14 protein-coding genes are annotated in these 17,464 nt (G+C 61.4%); 7 read left to right on the top strand and 7 right to left on the bottom strand.

The window, feature by feature from the left end; translation table 11 throughout:
* Positions 1-11 precede the first annotated feature (11 nt).
* The 6 genes from pcaH (at position 12) to pcaC (ending at position 5,658) form a co-directional block, all read left to right on the top strand.
* Positions 12-716 (top strand): protocatechuate 3,4-dioxygenase subunit beta, encoded by a 705-nt coding sequence (pcaH, locus tag Q7C33_RS18810; protein ID WP_030142296.1) that lies wholly within the window; start codon positions 12-14, stop codon positions 714-716.
* 1 nt (position 717) lies between these two features.
* Positions 718-1,284, top strand: a complete 567-nt coding sequence (pcaG, locus tag Q7C33_RS18805; RefSeq protein ID WP_407683924.1) for a protocatechuate 3,4-dioxygenase subunit alpha — start codon at positions 718-720, stop codon at positions 1,282-1,284.
* 280 nt (positions 1,285-1,564) lie between these two features.
* Complete coding sequence (locus Q7C33_RS18800) at positions 1,565-2,860, top strand: MFS family transporter (protein ID WP_258648151.1); 1,296 nt, start codon at positions 1,565-1,567, stop codon at positions 2,858-2,860.
* Between the two features lie 217 nt (positions 2,861-3,077).
* Complete coding sequence (locus Q7C33_RS18795) at positions 3,078-4,442, top strand: 3-carboxy-cis,cis-muconate cycloisomerase (RefSeq protein ID WP_217860172.1); 1,365 nt, start codon at positions 3,078-3,080, stop codon at positions 4,440-4,442.
* A gap of 12 nt (positions 4,443-4,454) precedes the next feature.
* The gene (gene pcaD, locus Q7C33_RS18790; RefSeq protein WP_030142292.1) at positions 4,455-5,255 is read left to right on the top strand and encodes a 3-oxoadipate enol-lactonase; all 801 of its coding nucleotides are present in this window, start codon (positions 4,455-4,457) and stop codon (positions 5,253-5,255) included.
* A 10-nt stretch (positions 5,256-5,265) separates the two neighbouring features.
* Positions 5,266-5,658, top strand: a complete 393-nt coding sequence (gene pcaC, locus Q7C33_RS18785) for a 4-carboxymuconolactone decarboxylase (RefSeq protein WP_030142291.1) — start codon at positions 5,266-5,268, stop codon at positions 5,656-5,658.
* Between the two features lie 208 nt (positions 5,659-5,866).
* Here the strand turns inward: pcaC and Q7C33_RS18780 are convergent, their stop codons facing one another.
* The 4 genes from Q7C33_RS18780 to Q7C33_RS18765 form a co-directional block, all read right to left on the bottom strand.
* Positions 5,867-7,120 (bottom strand): OprD family porin, encoded by a 1,254-nt coding sequence (locus Q7C33_RS18780; RefSeq protein WP_334598177.1) that lies wholly within the window; start codon positions 7,118-7,120, stop codon positions 5,867-5,869.
* A 370-nt stretch (positions 7,121-7,490) separates the two neighbouring features.
* A complete protein-coding gene (gene adeC / locus Q7C33_RS18775; RefSeq protein ID WP_407683923.1) occupies positions 7,491-8,948 on the bottom strand; it encodes an AdeC/AdeK/OprM family multidrug efflux complex outer membrane factor in 1,458 nt (485 codons plus the stop codon).
* Positions 8,945-12,109 (bottom strand): efflux RND transporter permease subunit EmhB, encoded by a 3,165-nt coding sequence (gene emhB / locus Q7C33_RS18770; protein WP_198797099.1) that lies wholly within the window; start codon positions 12,107-12,109, stop codon positions 8,945-8,947. Before emhB ends, adeC begins: the two co-directional genes overlap by 4 nt.
* Before the next feature lie 3 nt (positions 12,110-12,112).
* Positions 12,113-13,270 carry an efflux RND transporter periplasmic adaptor subunit gene (locus Q7C33_RS18765; protein ID WP_198797100.1) on the bottom strand — a complete coding sequence of 386 codons (1,158 nt, stop codon included), beginning with the start codon at positions 13,268-13,270 and terminating at the stop codon, positions 12,113-12,115.
* Positions 13,271-13,534: 264 nt separating this feature from the next.
* Here Q7C33_RS18765 and Q7C33_RS18760 point away from each other — a divergent pair, with 264 nt between their 5' ends.
* Positions 13,535-14,167, top strand: a complete 633-nt coding sequence (locus Q7C33_RS18760; protein WP_030142282.1) for a TetR family transcriptional regulator — start codon at positions 13,535-13,537, stop codon at positions 14,165-14,167.
* A 208-nt stretch (positions 14,168-14,375) separates the two neighbouring features.
* Here the strand turns inward: Q7C33_RS18760 and Q7C33_RS18755 are convergent, their stop codons facing one another.
* The 3 genes from Q7C33_RS18755 to Q7C33_RS18745 form a co-directional block, all read right to left on the bottom strand.
* A complete protein-coding gene (locus Q7C33_RS18755; RefSeq protein ID WP_407683922.1) occupies positions 14,376-14,885 on the bottom strand; it encodes a hypothetical protein in 510 nt (169 codons plus the stop codon).
* Between the two features lie 313 nt (positions 14,886-15,198).
* Complete coding sequence (locus tag Q7C33_RS18750) at positions 15,199-16,248, bottom strand: alkene reductase (protein ID WP_323154531.1); 1,050 nt, start codon at positions 16,246-16,248, stop codon at positions 15,199-15,201.
* Positions 16,249-16,280: 32 nt separating this feature from the next.
* Complete coding sequence (locus tag Q7C33_RS18745; protein ID WP_198797102.1) at positions 16,281-17,447, bottom strand: MFS transporter; 1,167 nt, start codon at positions 17,445-17,447, stop codon at positions 16,281-16,283.
* Between the last annotated feature and the right edge of the window lie 17 nt (positions 17,448-17,464).

Below are 17,464 nucleotides of genomic sequence, written 5' to 3'. Positions count from 1 at the left end.
AGGAATGCTTCATGACTGACAAGCCTGGTTATCGTCGCCCACAAGCGGGCACCCAGCCGGAGTATCTGCACCCGCCGTACCAGTCCACCAACCTGCGATCGCCGTCCAAGCCGCTGGTGTACCTGCCTCATTCGCTGTCGGAAATTACCGGGCCGACCGTAGGTGCCGATCGCCTGAAGGAGAAGGACCACGACCTGACCGCCCAGCATGCTGGCGAGCCGCTGGGTGAACGAATCATCATTCACGGGCGCGTACTGGATGAGCACGGCGAGCCAGTGCCGGGCATCCTCGTGGAGATCTGGCAGGCCAACGCCGCCGGTCGCTACAACCATGACCGTGACGACCACGATGCGCCGCTGGATCCGAATTTCACCGGCACCGGTCGCACCGTCACCGACGCCGACGGCTGGTATCAGTTCCAGACCATCAAGCCCGGCGCCTATCCGTGGGGTAATCACCATAACGCCTGGCGCCCGGCGCATATCCATTTCTCACTGTTCGGGCCGAGCATCCTGACGCGCCTGGTGACGCAGATGTATTTTCCGGGCGATCCGTTGCTGGAATACGACCCGATCTACAATTGCGTGCCGGACACAAGTGCCAAGGAACGCCTGATCGCCCGTTTCGATCTGGAAAAAACCGTCCCTCACTACGCCCTCGGTTATCGCTGGGACATCGTCTTGCGCGGCCGCGATGCCACGCCGATGGAGAAATAAGATGACGCTCAACGCCACTACGTCCCACACCGTCGGGCCTTACTACCACATCGGCCTGACGTGGCTGAACCGCGAAGACCTGACCGTTGCCGAGACGCTCGGCCAGCGCGTGGCGATCACCGGGCAGGTGGTCGATGGCAACGGCCAGTTCGTCAACGACGCGATGCTGGAAGTCTGGCAGGCCAACGCCGCTGGCAAATACGCGCACCCGGAAGACGACCAAAACAAACCCCTGGACCCACATTTTGACGGTTTTGGTCGGGTGCCGGTGGATGCCGAAGGACGCTTCCGCTTCACGACGATCAAGCCCGGCACTGTGCCGGGGCTGGGGGGCACGACCCAGGCGCCGCATCTGGTGGTGCTGGTGTTCGCTCGCGGGCTGGTCAAGCATCTGCTGACGCGGATCTATTTCGATGGCGAGCCCGCCAACGAAGCCGATCCGCTGCTGGCCTACGTTCCCGAGGAACGTCGCGGTACCCTCGTCGCCAAGCCCGATACGTCGGGCGTGTATCAGTGGAATGTGATCCTGCAGGGCACGGATGCCGAGACGGTGTTCTTCGATTATTGAATGAACCCCCCGTGGCGAGGGAGCTTGCTCCCGCTGGCTTGCGCAGCAAGCCCATGGCAGGCGCCTCGATGTATCAGAAAGGTCGCGGTGTCTGGTTTTGCGACTGCTTCGCAGCCGAGCGGGAGCAAGCTCCCTCGCCACAGAGATGATGCAATCCCTGTGGGAGCGAGCTTGCTCTTGATGGCGGTAGTACAGGCACTACACGTTGAAAAACTGTTTGTGGAACGGGAGTGTTACGAAGTGTGTCTAGACTTCGTCAGCCCCAACGAGTGAATAACCCATGACCACCCCAACCAGCCACTACACCGGTGAGGAGCGCAGCAAGCGCATCTTCGCCATCGTCGGTGCCTCATCCGGCAACCTGGTCGAATGGTTCGACTTCTACGTCTACGCGTTCTGTGCGATTTACTTCGCGCCGGCCTTCTTCCCCTCGGACAACCCGACGGTGCAACTGGTCAACACGGCCGGTGTGTTCGCCGCCGGATTCCTGATGCGACCCATCGGCGGCTGGATCTTCGGGCGGGTGGCGGACCGTCATGGGCGCAAGAACTCAATGATGATCTCGGTGCTGATGATGTGTTTCGGCTCGTTGCTCATCGCCTGCCTGCCCACCTACAAGGACATCGGCGTCTGGGCACCGCTGTTGCTGTTGTTCGCACGCCTGCTGCAAGGCCTGTCGGTCGGCGGCGAGTACGGCACCACCGCCACCTACATGAGCGAAGTCGCCCTGAAAGGCCAGCGTGGCTTCTTTGCGTCGTTCCAGTACGTGACTCTGATTGGCGGACAACTGCTGGCGGTGTCGCTGGTGGTGATCCTGCAACAGTTTCTCAACGAAGACGAACTGCGTGCCTATGGCTGGCGGATTCCGTTCGTGGTGGGCGCGGTAGCGGCCGTGATATCCCTGTTCCTGCGCCGTTCCTTGAAGGAAACCAGCAGCAAGGAAATGCGCGAAAACAAGGACGCCGGCAGCATCGCCGCGCTGTTTCGCGACCACAAGGCCGCGTTCATCACCGTGCTCGGCTACACCGCCGGTGGCTCGCTGATTTTCTACACCTTCACCACCTACATGCAGAAATACCTGGTGAACACCGCCGGCCTGCACGCCAAGACCGCCAGCTACATCATGACCGGCGCGCTGTTCCTCTATATGTGCATGCAGCCGCTGTTCGGCATGCTGGCGGACAAGATCGGCCGGCGTAACTCCATGCTCTGGTTCGGTGGCCTTGGGGCGCTATGCACGGTGCCGATCCTGCTGACGCTGAAAAGCATCAGCAGCCCGTTTTTGGCCTTTGTGCTGATCACGTTCGCGCTGGCGATCGTCAGTTTCTATACCTCCATCAGTGGCCTGGTGAAAGCCGAAATGTTTCCACCTGAAGTGCGCGCGCTGGGAGTAGGGTTGGCTTACGCGGTGGCCAATGCGATTTTTGGTGGATCGGCGGAATACGTCGCCTTGAGCCTGAAAGCCCAAGGCATGGAGAACGCGTTTTATTGGTATGTCACGGTGATGATGGTGGTGGCGTTCCTGTTCAGCCTGCGCCTGCCCAAGCAACCGACGTATTTGCACCATGATCTTTGATCCATTCACTTAAGGCTTGTTTGAATCATTGTGGCGAGGGAGCTTGCTGTGGCGAGGGGATTTATCCCCGTTGGGCTGCGCAGCAGCCCCAAGGTCGGCTCGATCAGTCGTCTGACGAGAGCAGGTATTAAGGGCCGCTTCGCGCCCCAGCGGGGATAAATCCCCTCGCCACAGCAAGTAGTGGCCACAAAGGCAACCATTTTCCGAAGGACTGTTTATGAGCGAACGACCGGCCAATCAGCTGTTCGATGCCTACTTCACCGCCCGCGACATGCGCGAGATCTTCTGTGATGCGGGGCGGGTCCAGGCGATGCTGGATGTCGAGGCCGCGCTGGCCCGGGCCGAGGCGCGAGTAGGACTGATTCCCCAGGACGCGGTGGCACCGATCGAGAACGCCTGCCGTGCCCAGCTGTACGATTTTTCCGCGTTGAGCGAAGCGATTGCCAGCGCCGGCAATTCGGCGATCCCGCTGGTGAAAGCGTTGGGCAAGCGCATCGCCACCGACAGCGCCGAGGCTGAACGCTACGTGCACCTGGGCGCCACCAGCCAGGATGTGATGGACAGCGGGTTGGTGCTGCAACTGCGCCAGGCGCTGGCGCTGATCGAGGAAGAGTTGGCGCAACTGGCCGTCATCCTGGCCCGACAAGCTGACCGCTATGCCGCCACACCGCTGGCCGGGCGCACCTGGTTGCAACACGCCACGCCGGTGACCCTGGGCATGAAAATCGCCGGTTGGCTGGGGGCGGTTACCCGCAGCCGACAACGCCTGCGCGAACTCAAGCCGCGTCTGCTGGTGCTGCAATTCGGCGGTGCCTCCGGGACACTTGCCGCGTTGGGTGAACAGGCGCTGCCGGTGGCCGAAGCTCTGGCCGCCGAGCTGCAACTGACCCTGCCGGAACAACCGTGGCACACCCAGCGCGATCGTCTGGTGGAGTTCGGCGCGGTGCTGGGGTTGGTCGCCGGTAGCCTGGGCAAATTGGGGCGCGACATCAGCCTGTTGATGCAGACCGAGGCCGGCGAAGCGTTCGAGCCGTCGGCGCCAGGCAAGGGCGGTTCGTCGACCATGCCCCACAAGCGCAACCCGGTTGGTGCGGCCGTGCTGATCGGCGCGGCGACGCGCGTGCCTGGCTTGTTGTCGACACTGTTCAGCGCCATGCCCCAGGAACACGAGCGCAGCCTGGGCCTGTGGCACGCCGAATGGGAAACCCTGCCGGAGATCTGTTGCCTGGTCTCCGGTGCCTTGCAACAGGCGCGACTGCTGGCCGAAGGGTTGGACGTGGATGCGGCGCGCATGGCCCGCAACCTGGAACTGACCCAGGGGTTGGTGCTGGCGGAAGCGGTGAGCATCGTCCTGGCCCAACGTGTGGGGCGCGATACCGCGCATCACTTGCTCGAACAATGCTGCAAGCGCGCCGTGGCCGAACAGCGGCATCTGCGCGCTGTGCTGGGGGATGAACCCCAGGTCACCGCGCAGTTGTCCACGACCGAGCTCGATCATCTGCTCGACCCGGCCCATTACCTCGGCCAGGCCCAGACCTGGGTTGCCCGGGCCGTGGCCGAACACCTTGCCCTGAATGCCTGAAAGGAGATAGTTGTGGGATTCGTCAAACTCGCCGAAGGCGATCTGAACTACCGATTCGATGGGCCGCAAGACGCCCCGGTGCTGGTGCTCTCCAACTCCCTGGGCACTGATTTGCATATGTGGGACGAGCAGATTCCTGCCTTTAGCGAGCATTTTCGCGTGCTGCGTTTCGATACGCGGGGGCATGGCCAGTCGCTGGTGACCGAAGGTCCCTATAGCATCGAACAACTGGGCCGCGATGTGCTGGCGATGCTGGATCAGTTGAATATCGACAAGGTGCACTTCTGCGGCCTTTCCATGGGCGGGTTGATCGGCCAGTGGCTGGGCATCCATGCCGGTGAACGCCTGCGCAAATTGGTGGTGTGCAACACGGCGGCCAAGATCGGCGATCCGTCGGTGTGGAACCCGCGCATCGAAACCGTGCTGCGTGATGGCAAGGATGCGATGGTGGCGTTGCGTGACGCCTCGATTGCCCGTTGGTTTACCCCGGACTTTGCCGAGGCCCAGCCTGCGACGGCAAAAAAAATCACCGACATGCTGGCCGCCACGTCGCCCCAAGGTTATGCAGCCAACTGCGCGGCGGTGCGTGATGCCGATTTCCGCGAGCAATTGATGTCGATTCGCGTGCCGCTGCTGGTGATCGCCGGCACCGGAGATGCGGTGACGCCGCCGTCGGGCGGGCACTTCATCCAGGAGCGCGTCAGTGGGGCCGAGTACGCCGAGTTTTACGCTGCACATCTTTCCAACGTCCAGGCCGGTGCTGCGTTCAGCGCGCGGGTGGTGGATTTCCTGCTTGATTCCGGCCGGGCCTGAGGAATTTTTTGTGGACGAGAAACAACGTTACGACGAAGGCATGCAGGTACGCCGCGCCGTGCTGGGCGATGCCCACGTGGACCGCAGCCTCAACGCCCTGACTGAATTCAACAGCGAATTCCAGGAGATGATCACCCGTCACGCCTGGGGCGACATCTGGACCCGCCCGGGACTGCCGCGCCATACCCGCAGCCTGATCACCATCGCCATGCTGATCGGTATGAACCGCAACGAAGAACTCAAGCTGCACCTGCGCGCCGCCGCCAACAACGGCGTGAGCCGCAGCGAGATCAAGGAAGTGATCATGCAGAGCGCCATCTACTGCGGCATCCCGGCAGCCAACGCCACCTTTCACCTGGCCGAATCGGTCTGGGATGAACTGGGCGTCGAATCACGGGGGTGAGACCCACCCCCGATCCCTGTGGGAGCGAGCCTGCTCGCGGAAGCGGTGGGTCAGCTTGCATCAATGTTGAATGTGATGATGCCTTCGCGAGCAAGCTCGCTCCCACACTGGATCTTCAGGGAACACAAATTTTGTGCTCGACATTTAACCCTGTGGGAGCGAGCTTGCTCGCGATGACGGTGGTACAGCCTCCCTCCATGTTTGGCTTCTACAACAGACTGATCGGATAGCTGACGATCAACCGGTTCTCATCGAACTCATTGGTGCTGAAGTCCCGGCGCATCGTCGAGTTACGCCACTTCACGTTCAGGCTCTTCAGCGCACCGCTCTGCACGGTGTAGGCCAGTTCGGTTTCACGGCCCCATTCCTTGCCGTCATCGACGGTGGCGGTGTGCACGTTGTCACCGCTGATGTAGCGGTTCATCAGGGTCAGGCCCGGCACGCCGACAGCAGCGAAGTTGAAGTCATGGCGCACTTGCCAGGATTTTTCCTTGGCGTTGTCGTAGCTGGAGTTGTAGCTATCGTTCGCCAGGGTGCCGCCGCTGGTGCCGTTGACGCGCATCCAGGCATCATCGCCGCCGACTTTCTGCAGGCCGACGTAGAAGGTGTTGCCGCCGTATTTGGCGGAAAGCATGGCGAACGCGGTTTTGTTGTCGAGGTCGCCGGCCAGCGCGCTGCCGTCTTCCTTGCCGGTGAAGTAACCAAGGTTGGCGCCCAGGGTCCAGTCGCCGATCGGCTGGCTGTGGGTCAGGTTGAAATACTGCTGCTGGTAGATGTCGGACAGTTCCGCGTACCAGACGCCGACCTGGGTGCGTTTTTCGTTGAAGGCGTATTCACCGCCGCCGAAGTTGAAACGGTCGGAGGTGAAGGCACCACGGCCGTTCATCGACATGTCTTCCATGCTCGCGTCGTTGCGCGGGCTGTTGGCGCGGAACTGGCCGCCGTAGAGGCTCAGGCCGTTGATTTCGGTCGAAGTGACCTGGCCGCCACGGAAAGTCTGGGGCAGGGAACGACCGTCGTCGGAGCGCAGGATCGGCAGCACCGGCATCCACTCGCCGACCTTCAGTTCGGTCTTCGAGACCTTGGCCTTGAGGGCGACACCGAGGCGACCGAAGTCATCGGCCGGGCGACCGTCGTCATGCACTGGCAACAATTGGGTGCCGGCGGTGCCGCGACCGCCGTCGAGCTTGACCGAGTACATGCCCAGCACGTCCACGCCGAAACCGACCGTGCCTTGAGTGAAGCCGGACTTGGCGTCGAGGATGAAACTCTGGGTCCATTCTTCGGCTTTGCCTTGGGCGGCGTTGTCGTTGGTGAAGTTGCGGTTGAAGTAGAAGTTGCGCAGGTTCAGCGTGGCCTTGGCGTCTTCGACAAACCCCGACTCCGCCGCCAGGACGGGCAGGGCGGTACTGCTCAGGGCGACGGCAATGAGGCTGGGGAACAGGTGCTGTGTGGGCTTCATGGGCGTTGTCTCTTATTTTTTGTGGACGAAGCGAGTTGTTGCCGCATCTTTTGGGTGCGAACGGTACAGTTGGGCCAGGTTGTTAAAGCGACCGAGGATCAGCCGGACGGTGCAGGGCGTGGGGACATGGCATCGAACCTGTTGTTATTGGTTTTGTGCGAGCGATGGTGAAGGGCGGCCCGGGATCGGTTCAATTGCTGTTTGCGGGTTTTGGGCGATTATCGAACGGCAAAGTAACCGAATGGATGGTCGCAATCCCCTGTGGGAGCGAGCTTGCTCCCACAGGGTTGTGTGTTGAACTCGGATATTTATTAATCCTTAAAAACACGAAGCCCACCTTTCGGTGGGCTTCGTGTTTTCAGACGTCAAATCAGAACAACTTCGTTTCCGGCGCCTTCTCCGCCACCGGTTCGCTCTTGCCCGTCTCGGCATTCCAGCCACCGCCCAGGGCCTTGTACAAATTGACCTCGCTGGTCAGTTGCGCAAGGCGGTCGGTGATCAGCGATTGTTGCGCGCTGAACAACTGGCGCTGGGCGTCGAGGAAGGTCAGGTTGCTGTCGACACCGATGCGGTAGCGACGCTCGGCCAGGCGGTAGTAGTCCTGGTTGGCGGCGACGAAGTCGGTCTGGGCCTGCAACTGCTCGTTGTAGGTCTGGCGCGCGGCCAGGCCGTCGGAGACTTCCTGGAACGCCGTCTGAATCGACTTCTCGTACTGCGCGACGTTGATGTCTTTCTGGATCTTGGCGTAATCCAGGCTCGCCCGCAGGCTGCCAGCGTTGAAGATCGGCAGGTTGATCTGCGGCGCGAACGTCCAAGTGCCCGAACCGCCCTTGAACAGGCCGGACAGGTCCGGGCTCAGGGTGCCGGCGTTGGCCGTCAGGCTGATGCTCGGGAAGAACGCGGCCCGCGCGGCGCCGATGTTGGCGTTGGCGGCGAGCAGGTTGCGTTCGGCCTGGAGGATGTCCGGACGACGTTGCAACAGGTCCGACGGCAAACCGGCCGGCACTTCGCTGAGCAGGTCATCGCTCAACGGTTGGGTGCGCAGGTTGGCCGGCAGGCCGGTGCCCAGCAGCAGGGTCAGGCTGTTTTCATCCTGGGCCACCTGGCGGGTGTAGCGGGCCAGTTGCACGCGGGCGTTTTCCACCGCCGTGCGCGCCTGGCTCAGGTCCAGGGCCGAGGCCACGCCAACTTCGGCGCTGCGGGAGGTCAACTTCAGGCTCTGCTCGTACGTGCCCAGGGTTTCCTGGGTCAGCTTGAGCAGTTCCTTGTCGGCCTGCCAGGTCAGGTAGGCATTGGCGACGTTGGCCACCAGGCTGATCTGCGTGCTGCGGCGGGCTTCTTCGGTAGCGAAGTAGCTTTGCAAGGCTTGCTCGCTCAGGCTGCGGACGCGACCGAACAGGTCCAGCTCGTAGGCGCTGATCCCCAATGTTGCCGAGTAGGAACTGCTGATCGCCGCTTCGCCGGTTTGCGAAGCCCGTGCCGGTACCCGCTGGCGGCTGCCGGAGCCGGTGGCCGAGACTGCCGGGAACAGGTCCGCGCGCTGGATGCGGTACTGCGCGGCGTAGGCATCGATGTTCAGCGCCGCGACGCGCAGGTCGCGGTTGTTCTCCAGGGCAACCTGGATCAATTGCTGCAGCGCAGGGTCATGGAAGAACTGCTTCCAACCCTGTTCGGCGGCAGCCTGGCCGGGCGCATTGGCTGGCTCGTAGGCCGGGCCCTGCGGGTATTGCGCCGCGACCGGTGCTTCGGGCCGCTGATAGTCGGGGATCAGCGAGCAACCGCTGAGCACGACGGCGGCGATGGTCAGGGAAAGTAGCGACTTGCTCATTGGCCAGCCTCTTTAGAAGTTTCAGGAGTGTGGTCCTGGTCGATATTCTTGCGACGACCCATCGACGACACCGTCACGAAGAACAAGGGCACCCAGAAGATTGCCAGGATGGTCGCGGTGAGCATACCGCCAATCACGCCGGTACCGATGGCGTGCTGGCTGCCCGAGCCGGCGCCGGTGGAAATCGCCAGCGGAACCACGCCGAGGACGAACGCCAGGGACGTCATGATGATCGGTCGCAGACGCATCCTACAGGCTTCGATGGCAGCTTCCATCAGGGTCCGGCCCTGTTCGTGGAGTTCCTTGGCGAACTCGACGATCAGGATGGCGTTTTTCGCCGCCAGGCCGATGGTCGTCAGCAAGCCCACCTGGAAGTACACGTCGTTGGACAGGCCGCGCAGGCTGGTCGCCATCAGCGCCCCGATGATCCCCAGGGGCACCACGAGCATGACCGCGATCGGAATCGACCAGCTCTCATACAGCGCTGCCAGGCACAGGAACACCATCAGCAGCGACAAGGCATACAACGCCGGCGCCTGGGAGCCCGACAGACGTTCCTCGTAGGACAGGCCCGTCCAGGAAATGCCGACACCGGCCGGCAGCTTCTTGGCGATGGCTTCGACTTCGGCCATGGCTTCACCGGTGGAATAGCCGGGCGCCGGGGTGCCGAGGATTTCCATCGCTTCCACGCCGTTGTAACGAGCCAGTTTCGGCGAGCCGTAGACCCACTCACCCTTGGCGAACGCCGTGAACGGCACCATGGTCCCGGCGCTGTTGCGCACGTACCACTTCTGCAGGTCTTCGGGGCTCATGCGTGCGTTCGGCTGGCCCTGGACGTACACCCGTTTCACCCGACCACGGTCGATGAAGTCGTTCACATAGCTACTGCCCAAGGCAATCGACAGGGTGTTGTTGATCTCCGAGAGGGTAATGCCCAGGGCACTGGCCTTCTCGTCATCGATTTCCAACTGGTATTGCGGTTCATCGTTCAGGCCGTTTGGACGCACCTGGGCCAGTATTTTGCTCTGGGCCGCCATGCCCAGGAACTGGTTGCGGGCTTCCATCAGCTTGTCGTGACCGATGCCGGCGCGATCCTGCAGGAACACGTCGAAACCGGTGGCGTTACCCAGTTCCATCACCGCTGGCGGGGCGAAGGCGAACACCATCGCGTCGCGGAAGGTGAAGAAGTGTTGCTGGGCGCGGCCGGCGATCTTGAACACGGTGTTATCCGCGTTACGCTCTTCCCACGGCTTAAGCATGATGAACGCCAGGCCGGAGCTCTGGCCACGACCGGCAAAGTTGAAGCCGGTCACGGTGAACACCGAGGCCACGCCATCGCCTTCGCCGCCGTCCTTGCTCGGACGCAGCAGGAACTCACGCATCTTGTCCACCACCACCTGGGTACGCTCGGCGCTGGAACCGGCCGGTGTCTGCACCTGGGCAAACAGTACGCCCTGGTCTTCTTCCGGCAGGAACGCCGTCGGGATGCGGGTGAACAGCCAGACCATGCCAACCACGATGATGATGTAGGCCAGCAGGTACGGGGCCTTGTGCTTGAGCATATTGCCCACGCCGCGTTCGTAGCTCCTGACGCCACGGTCGAAGGTGCGGTTGAACCAACCGAAGAAGCCGCGTTTCGGCGTGCCGTGCTCACCCTTGGGGATTGGTTTGAGCATGGTGGCGCACAGGGCCGGGGTGAAAATCAGGGCCACCAGGACCGACAGGGCCATGGCCGAGACGATAGTGATGGAGAACTGCTTGTAGATCACACCGGTGGAGCCGCCGAAGAACGCCATCGGCAGCAATACCGCCGAGAGCACCAGGGCGATACCCACCAGGGCGCCCTGTATCTGGCCCATGGATTTCTTGGTGGCTTCCTTGGGCGACAGGCCTTCTTCGCTCATCACCCGTTCGACGTTTTCCACCACGACGATGGCGTCGTCCACCAGCAAGCCGATGGCCAGCACCATGCCGAACATGGTCAGGGTGTTGATGCTGAAGCCGAACGCCGCGAGGATGCCGAAGGTGCCGAGCAGTACCACGGGTACGGTCATCGTGGTGATGATGGTGGCGCGGAAGTTCTGCAAGAACAGGAACATCACCAGGAACACCAGTACGACCGCCTCGACCAGGGTTTCAACCACACCCTTGATCGATTCGCTCACCACCGGCGTGGTGTCGTAGGGGAACACCACTTCCAGACCTTGCGGGAAGAACGGCTTGAGGTTTTCCACGGTCTGGCGCAGGGCCTTGGCCGTGTCGAGGGCGTTGGCGCCAGTCGCCAGTCGCACCGCCAGGCCGGAGGCCGGGGCACCGTTGAACTGCGCGTTGATGCTGTAGTTCTCACCGCCCAGGGCCACATCGGCCACGTCGCCGACACGCACTTGCGAGCCGTCCGGGTTGACCTTGAGCAGGATTGCCTTGAACTGCTCGGCGGTCTGCAAGCGGGTCTTGCCGATGATGGTGGCGTTCAGTTGCTGGCCGGGCATGGCCGGCAGGCCGCCAAGCTGGCCGGAAGCGATCTGGACGTTCTGCGCGGTAATCGCCGTGCTCACATCCACCGGGGTCAGGTTGAAATTGTTCAGCTTGGCCGGGTCGAGCCAGATCCGCATCGCGTATTGGGCGCCGAAGACCTGGAAGTCACCAACACCCGCGGTGCGCGAGATCGGGTCCTGCATGTTGGACACGATGTAGTTGGACAGGTCTTCCCGGGTCATGCTGCCGTCGCGCGACACCACGCCGATCACCATCAGGAAGTTTCTCACTGACTTGGTCACGCGAATGCCCTGTTGCTGCACTTCTTGCGGCAGCAGCGGGGTGGCCAGGTTCAGCTTGTTCTGGACCTGGACCTGCGCGGTATCGGAGTTGGTGCCTTGCTCGAAGGTAGCAGTGATGGTCATGCTGCCGTCGGAGTTACTTTCCGACGATACATAACGCAGGTTGTCGATGCCGTTGAGCTGCTGCTCGATCACCTGCACCACGGTGTCCTGCACGGTTTGCGCGGATGCGCCCGGGTAGGTCACCTGGATCGCAATGGCCGGCGGCGCAATGCTCGGGTACTGGTTGATCGGCAACTTGAGGATCGACAGAGCCCCGACCAGCATGATCACCAGGGCGATCACCCAGGCGAAAATCGGACGGTCGATAAAAAATTTCGACATGGTTTACTCCCCTTTGCCGCCGGCGGCTTTATCAGCTGCCTGTGCGGGGGCCGGGTTCTTGGTATTGACGTTGGTGGCCTCGGTGGCTTTGACTTCCACGCCCGGGCGTACGAACTGCAACCCCTCGGTGATCACGCGATCGCCGGCCTTGAGCCCGTCTTCGATCAGCCATTGGCTGCCAACGGTGCGGCTGGCCTTGAGCTGACGCAGTTCGACCTTGTTGTCGGGGCCAACGACCAGGGCGGTCGGCGCACCCTTGAGGTCACGGGTCACGCCTTGCTGCGGTGCCAGGATCGCCGCGCTGTTCACGCCGGCCTGCAGTTGCGCGTGGACGAACATGCCCGGCAGCAAGGTGTGGTCAGGGTTGGGGAACACGGCGCGCAAGGTCACCGAACCAGTGGTCTGGTCGACCGAAACTTCGGAAAATTCCAGTTTGCCCTCGTGCGGATACTGACTGCCGTCTTCCAGCGTCAGCTTGACCATGGCGGCATTGTCGCCTGCCTTTTGCAGGCGCCCGCTTTCCAGCTCGCGGCGCAGTTGCAGCAGCTCGACGGAGCTCTGCGTCACGTCAACGTAGATCGGGTCCAGTTGCTGGATGGTCGCCAGGGCATCGGTCTGACCGTTGCTCACCAAGGCGCCTTCAGTCACCGAGGAGCGGCCGATACGACCGGAAATCGGCGCATAGACCTTGGTGTAGCGCACGTTGATCTGGGCAGTCTGCAGGTTGGCTTCCGACTCCAGGCGATTGGCCACGGCGGTGTCGTATTCCTGCCGGCTTACGGCCTGTTCGTTGACCAGTTGCTGGTAGCGGTCGGCAATCGACTTGGTAGAGCGCAGGTTGGCCTCGGCACTCTTGAGGGTCGCCTCATAGACGGCCGGGTCGATCTGGTAGAGCTGCTGGCCGGCCTTGACGTCGGCACCTTCCTTGAAAAGGCGCTTGAGGATGATGCCGTTGACCTGCGGGCGCACTTCCGCGACGCGGAACGCACTGGTGCGGCCCGGCAGTTCGGAGGTCAGGGTAAAGGGCTGGGTCTTGAGGGTTACCACACCGACCTGGGGAGGGGGAGGCGCAGGGGCAGCCTCTTCCTTTTTGCATCCGCTGAGCAGCGATGCCAGGGCGATGGCAGTGACCAGAGCGGTAACAGCTGGCTTGAATTGCATGGAAATCCTCGGGTCCAGGCGCGTAACAGGCGCGCTCGAAGGTGGAAGGTAAAAAAGAGCAAGATAAGCAATTAGTAGGATGCTAAGAAATATACTTACGTACACGGTTGTTTGTAAACAGCCAAATTGCGTACCATCCGTATTTACAAAAGCCTTACAAAGGCCGATGCGAATCGGGGACGCATGTCGACGGGCACTGCCTCATGGATTGTCATGCTGAACCTTACGCATCGCTTATGCATCCTGATTGAGGTGTTTACTGCCATGGTCCGTCGTACCAAAGAGGAGGCTCTGGAGACTCGCAACCAGATACTCGAAGCGGCCGAAAAAGCGTTCTTCGAGCGAGGCGTGGCGCGCACCACGCTGGCTGACATCGCGACGCTCGCCGGTGTGACGCGGGGCGCCATCTACTGGCATTTCAGCAACAAGGCGGATCTGCTCCAGGCCATGCTCGATACGTTGCATGAACCGCTCGATGAGCTGGCACGCGCCAGTGAGAGCGAAGAGGAGGTCGATCCCCTGGGATGCATACGCAAACTGCTGGTGCGGTTGTTCCAGCAGGTGGCCCTGGATCCGAAAACCCGACGCATCAACGAGATTCTTTTCCATAAATGCGAGTTCACCGATGAAATGTGTGACCTGCGCCAGCAGCGGCGGCAGGTCAGCCTCGACTGTAATGTGCGTATTGCGCTGTCGCTGCGCAATGCGATGAAACGCGGCCAGTTGCCGGATGACCTGGATCCCGAAAGGGCGGCGGTGGCCATTCATGCTTACATTGACGGCATCCTCTACCAGTGGCTGCTGGCCCCCGACAGCTTCGCACTGGCAGGTGAAGCGGAGCGCTGGGTGGAAACCGGGCTGGACATGCTGCACTTGAGCCCTAGCCTGCGCAAATGAAACAAAATGCGTAATTGAGTCGGTTTGTGTCAATAGCCGATCAGGAAGTACCCCGCCGGGCATTTATCCTGGCGGGGTACTTTATATAGGCACCGCCTCAGCGTTGAAAGACGGCGCCTCGGCTATTTTGTAGGAAAATTGTTGCGTGTTTGCCAAGTCGCATCCTGCTCAGGCGCGTGCCCTGGGCCTCAGGCTCGCTAACATTGGATCAGGTCGGGTTGTTGTCATTGATCGTCAGGTTAATGGTGTAGCTGAAGGGCGGTTCCAGCATTCTTTGGGTAATTACTGACCGACAGGAATATTCGCCATTCCCGGTATACGCGGTTCTGCTTTGCCAATTTGGTTTGTAGCTGGGTTCCAGGAAACCGAAAATAACTCGGGCGTCAAACAGGGTTTGCAGCTGGCAGCCGAAGTTAAAGTTGGTCATCTGATAGGTCAGAACCAGTTCAATAGGTTTTATTTCCCTCAGTCTGGGTTGCCAGCCAGCAGCGGGGTAGGTGAATTTTCTTTCATGTTTGAATTGAAACTTCATACTTGCGTCGGCGGGGACGACAGGAAAATCGTCAGGTATGGAAAGCTCACCCAGAAGGTTAGTCATTTCCAGATCATGGGACGTATCGTTTATAACATTGACGATGATGTTCGTATTGGCCAAGCTGACGGCGGCCGCCAAGGGGCCCAGTAACAGGGCGAGAATCAGGTTTTTCATAAGGCTCATAGTAAGATCCCTCTAAAGAGTTTCAGGCCGCTAAAGCCTGCATAAGATAAACAGTATTTGATTATGTTTTGGGTTGGTAAAGCGTGAGGTTGCATGTTTGTATTTTTTGGTGGTGATGGGGTTCGTTCAGTGGATGGGTTGTTGTTCGGGCTTATTATTAGCGTTGTTGGAAGTGTTAATCCACGGTGAGACGGTGCTGTGTTGTTATTTGATATTTCAACTTTAATAATTGGGTTGGGGTCAAAGTCATTGGATGTAAAAAAGCCCCGGCTCTTTCGAGTCGGGGCTTTTTTACAAGGCTGCGTGGTTTAAATTACATCAATGGATAATCGATATAACCCACCGGACCTTTCCCATAGAATGTTTCCGGATGCGGCTCGTTCAATGGCGCGTCGGCTTTCAAGCGTGCCGGCAGGTCCGGGTTGGCAATGAACGGCACGCCAAACGCCACGGCGTCAGCCTTGCCTTCTGCCAGCCAGGCATTGGCACTGTCCTTGGTGAAGCGTTCGTTGGCAATGTAAGGGCCGCCGAAGGCTTGCTTGAGTTGCGGGCCGATGCTGTCTTCGCCTTCTTTCTCGCGGGAGCAGATAAACGCGATGCCACGCTTGCCCAGCTCGCGGGCAACGTAGCTGAAGGTTTCCAGGCGGTTCTCGTCGCCCATGTCGTGGGAGTCGGCGCGCGGTGCCAAGTGCACGCCCACGCGGCCGGCGCCCCAGACTTCGATGGCGGCGTCGGTCACTTCCAGCAGCAGGCGGGCACGGTTTTCCAGGGAGCCGCCGTAGTTGTCGGTGCGCTGGTTGGTGCTGCTTTGCAGGAACTGGTCGAGCAGGTAACCGTTGGCGCCATGGATTTCCACGCCATCGAAACCGGCGGCCTTGGCGTTTTCCGCGCCGACGCGGTAGGCATCGACGATGTCGGCGATTTCAGCGGTTTCCAGTGCGCGTGGGGTCGGATAGTCGGCCAGCGGACGCACCAGGCTCACGTGGCCCTTGGGTTGGATGGCGCTCGGTGCCACTGGAAGCTCGCCGTCCAGGTAGGACGGGTGGGAGATTCGGCCCACGTGCCAGAGCTGCAGGAAGATCTTGCCGCCAGCGCCGTGGATGGCCTTGGTCACGTTGGCCCAACCGCGGACCTGATCGTTGGACCAGATGCCCGGCGTATCAGGGTAGCCCACGCCCATCGGCGTCACCGACGTGGCTTCACTGAGGATCAGGCCGGCGGAGGCGCGTTGCACGTAGTATTCGGCCATCAACGCGTTGGGCACACGGCCGGCGTCTGCACGGCAGCGAGTGAGCGGGGCCATGATGATGCGGTTCTTCAGCTCGATGTCGCCGAGTTTGATAGGGTCGAAAATTGTCGCCATGAAATACAACCTCGCAAGTAAAGAATTAAAAGTCAGTGAGTGGCAGGGGCCAGGTCGGCATTGCCGCCCTGGCGGAAAGTGATCAGGGTCACCAGCAGCGCGAGCACGGCCAGCGCGCCCGCCGCCAGGGGCACGGAAGTCAGGCCCAGGCCATGGTCGATGACGCTGCCGCCGACCCAGGCGCCCAGGGCGTTGCCGATGTTGAAGGCGCCGATGTTCAGGGTGGACACCAGGTTGGGTGCGTCTTTGCCGAAGGTCACCACGTTGACCTGCAGTGCCGGCACCGCGGCGAAACAGGCGGTGGCCCAGAGGAACAGCGTGATCTCGGTCGGGATCAACGCCACGCTGGTCCAGCTCAAGATGGTGGACACCACCGCCATGGTCAGGAATACGCCCATCAGCGTGTTCGCCAGGCTCTTGTCCGCCAGCTTGCCGCCGATGATGTTGCCCAGGGTCAGGCCTAGGCCGATCAGCACCAGGGTCCACGTCACGCCACGGGGCGATACGCCGGTCACTTCACCCAGCAGCGGGGCGACGTAGGTAAACAGGGTGAACACCGAGGCGGAGAACAGCGCGGTCATGCTCAACGACAGCCACAGGCCCGCTCCCTTGAGCGCCACCAGCTCCGAACGCATGTCGAGTTTTTCCTCGTCGCGCTTGGCTGGCAGGAAGCGGATCAGGCCGATCAGGGCGACTACACCGATGATCGTTACCGCCCAGAAGGTCGAACGCCAGCCGGCTTGCTGGCCCAGCGCGGTGCCCAGCGGTACGCCAAGCACGTTGGCCAGGGTCAGGCCGGTGAACATCAGGGCCACGGCCGAGGCACGCTTGTTCGGCGCCACCAGGCCGGCGGCGACCACCGAACCGATGCCGAAGAACGCACCGTGGCACAGGGCGGTGACGACTCGCGCAAGCATCAGCACGTTGTAGTCGCTGGCGACGGCGCAGAGCAGGTTGCCAATGATGAAGATCCCCATCAGCGCCACCAGCGCGGCCTTGCGCGGCAGCCGCGCGGTGGCCAGGGCCATGAACGGCGCACCGATGGCCACGCCCAGGGCGTAGCCGGTGACCAGCCAGCCGGCGCCGGGAATCGACACGCCGAGGTCCGCCGCCACGTCGGGCAACAAGCCCATGATGACGAATTCCGTCGTGCCGATGGCGAAGGCGCTCAGCGCCAGGATGAAGAGGGAAAGGGGCATGTCGAATCCTTGTCAGA

The organism is Pseudomonas sp. BP11-1-1 (assembly GCF_052112105.1).
Taxonomy (GTDB): Bacteria; Pseudomonadota; Gammaproteobacteria; order Pseudomonadales; family Pseudomonadaceae; genus Aquipseudomonas; species Aquipseudomonas alvandae.
This window is presented reverse-complemented; position numbering and strand designations above follow the sequence as displayed.

Bases quoted from the DNA above. Each gene is read 5' to 3' on its own strand.
- pcaH (WP_030142296.1), top strand. From the start codon at position 12: ATGACTGACAAGCCTGGTTATCGTCGCCCACAAGCGGGCACCCAGCCG.
- pcaG (WP_407683924.1), top strand. From the start codon at position 718: ATGACGCTCAACGCCACTACGTCCCACACCGTCGGGCCTTACTACCAC.
- Q7C33_RS18800 (WP_258648151.1), top strand. From the start codon at position 1,565: ATGACCACCCCAACCAGCCACTACACCGGTGAGGAGCGCAGCAAGCGC.
- Q7C33_RS18795 (WP_217860172.1), top strand. From the start codon at position 3,078: ATGAGCGAACGACCGGCCAATCAGCTGTTCGATGCCTACTTCACCGCC.
- Q7C33_RS18780 (WP_334598177.1), bottom strand. From the start codon at position 7,120: ATGAAGCCCACACAGCACCTGTTCCCCAGCCTCATTGCCGTCGCCCTG.
- adeC (WP_407683923.1), bottom strand. From the start codon at position 8,948: ATGAGCAAGTCGCTACTTTCCCTGACCATCGCCGCCGTCGTGCTCAGC.
- emhB (WP_198797099.1), bottom strand. From the start codon at position 12,109: ATGTCGAAATTTTTTATCGACCGTCCGATTTTCGCCTGGGTGATCGCC.
- Q7C33_RS18765 (WP_198797100.1), bottom strand. From the start codon at position 13,270: ATGCAATTCAAGCCAGCTGTTACCGCTCTGGTCACTGCCATCGCCCTG.
- Q7C33_RS18760 (WP_030142282.1), top strand. From the start codon at position 13,535: ATGGTCCGTCGTACCAAAGAGGAGGCTCTGGAGACTCGCAACCAGATA.
- Q7C33_RS18755 (WP_407683922.1), bottom strand. From the start codon at position 14,885: ATGAGCCTTATGAAAAACCTGATTCTCGCCCTGTTACTGGGCCCCTTG.
- Q7C33_RS18750 (WP_323154531.1), bottom strand. From the start codon at position 16,248: ATGGCGACAATTTTCGACCCTATCAAACTCGGCGACATCGAGCTGAAG.
- Q7C33_RS18745 (WP_198797102.1), bottom strand. From the start codon at position 17,447: ATGCCCCTTTCCCTCTTCATCCTGGCGCTGAGCGCCTTCGCCATCGGC.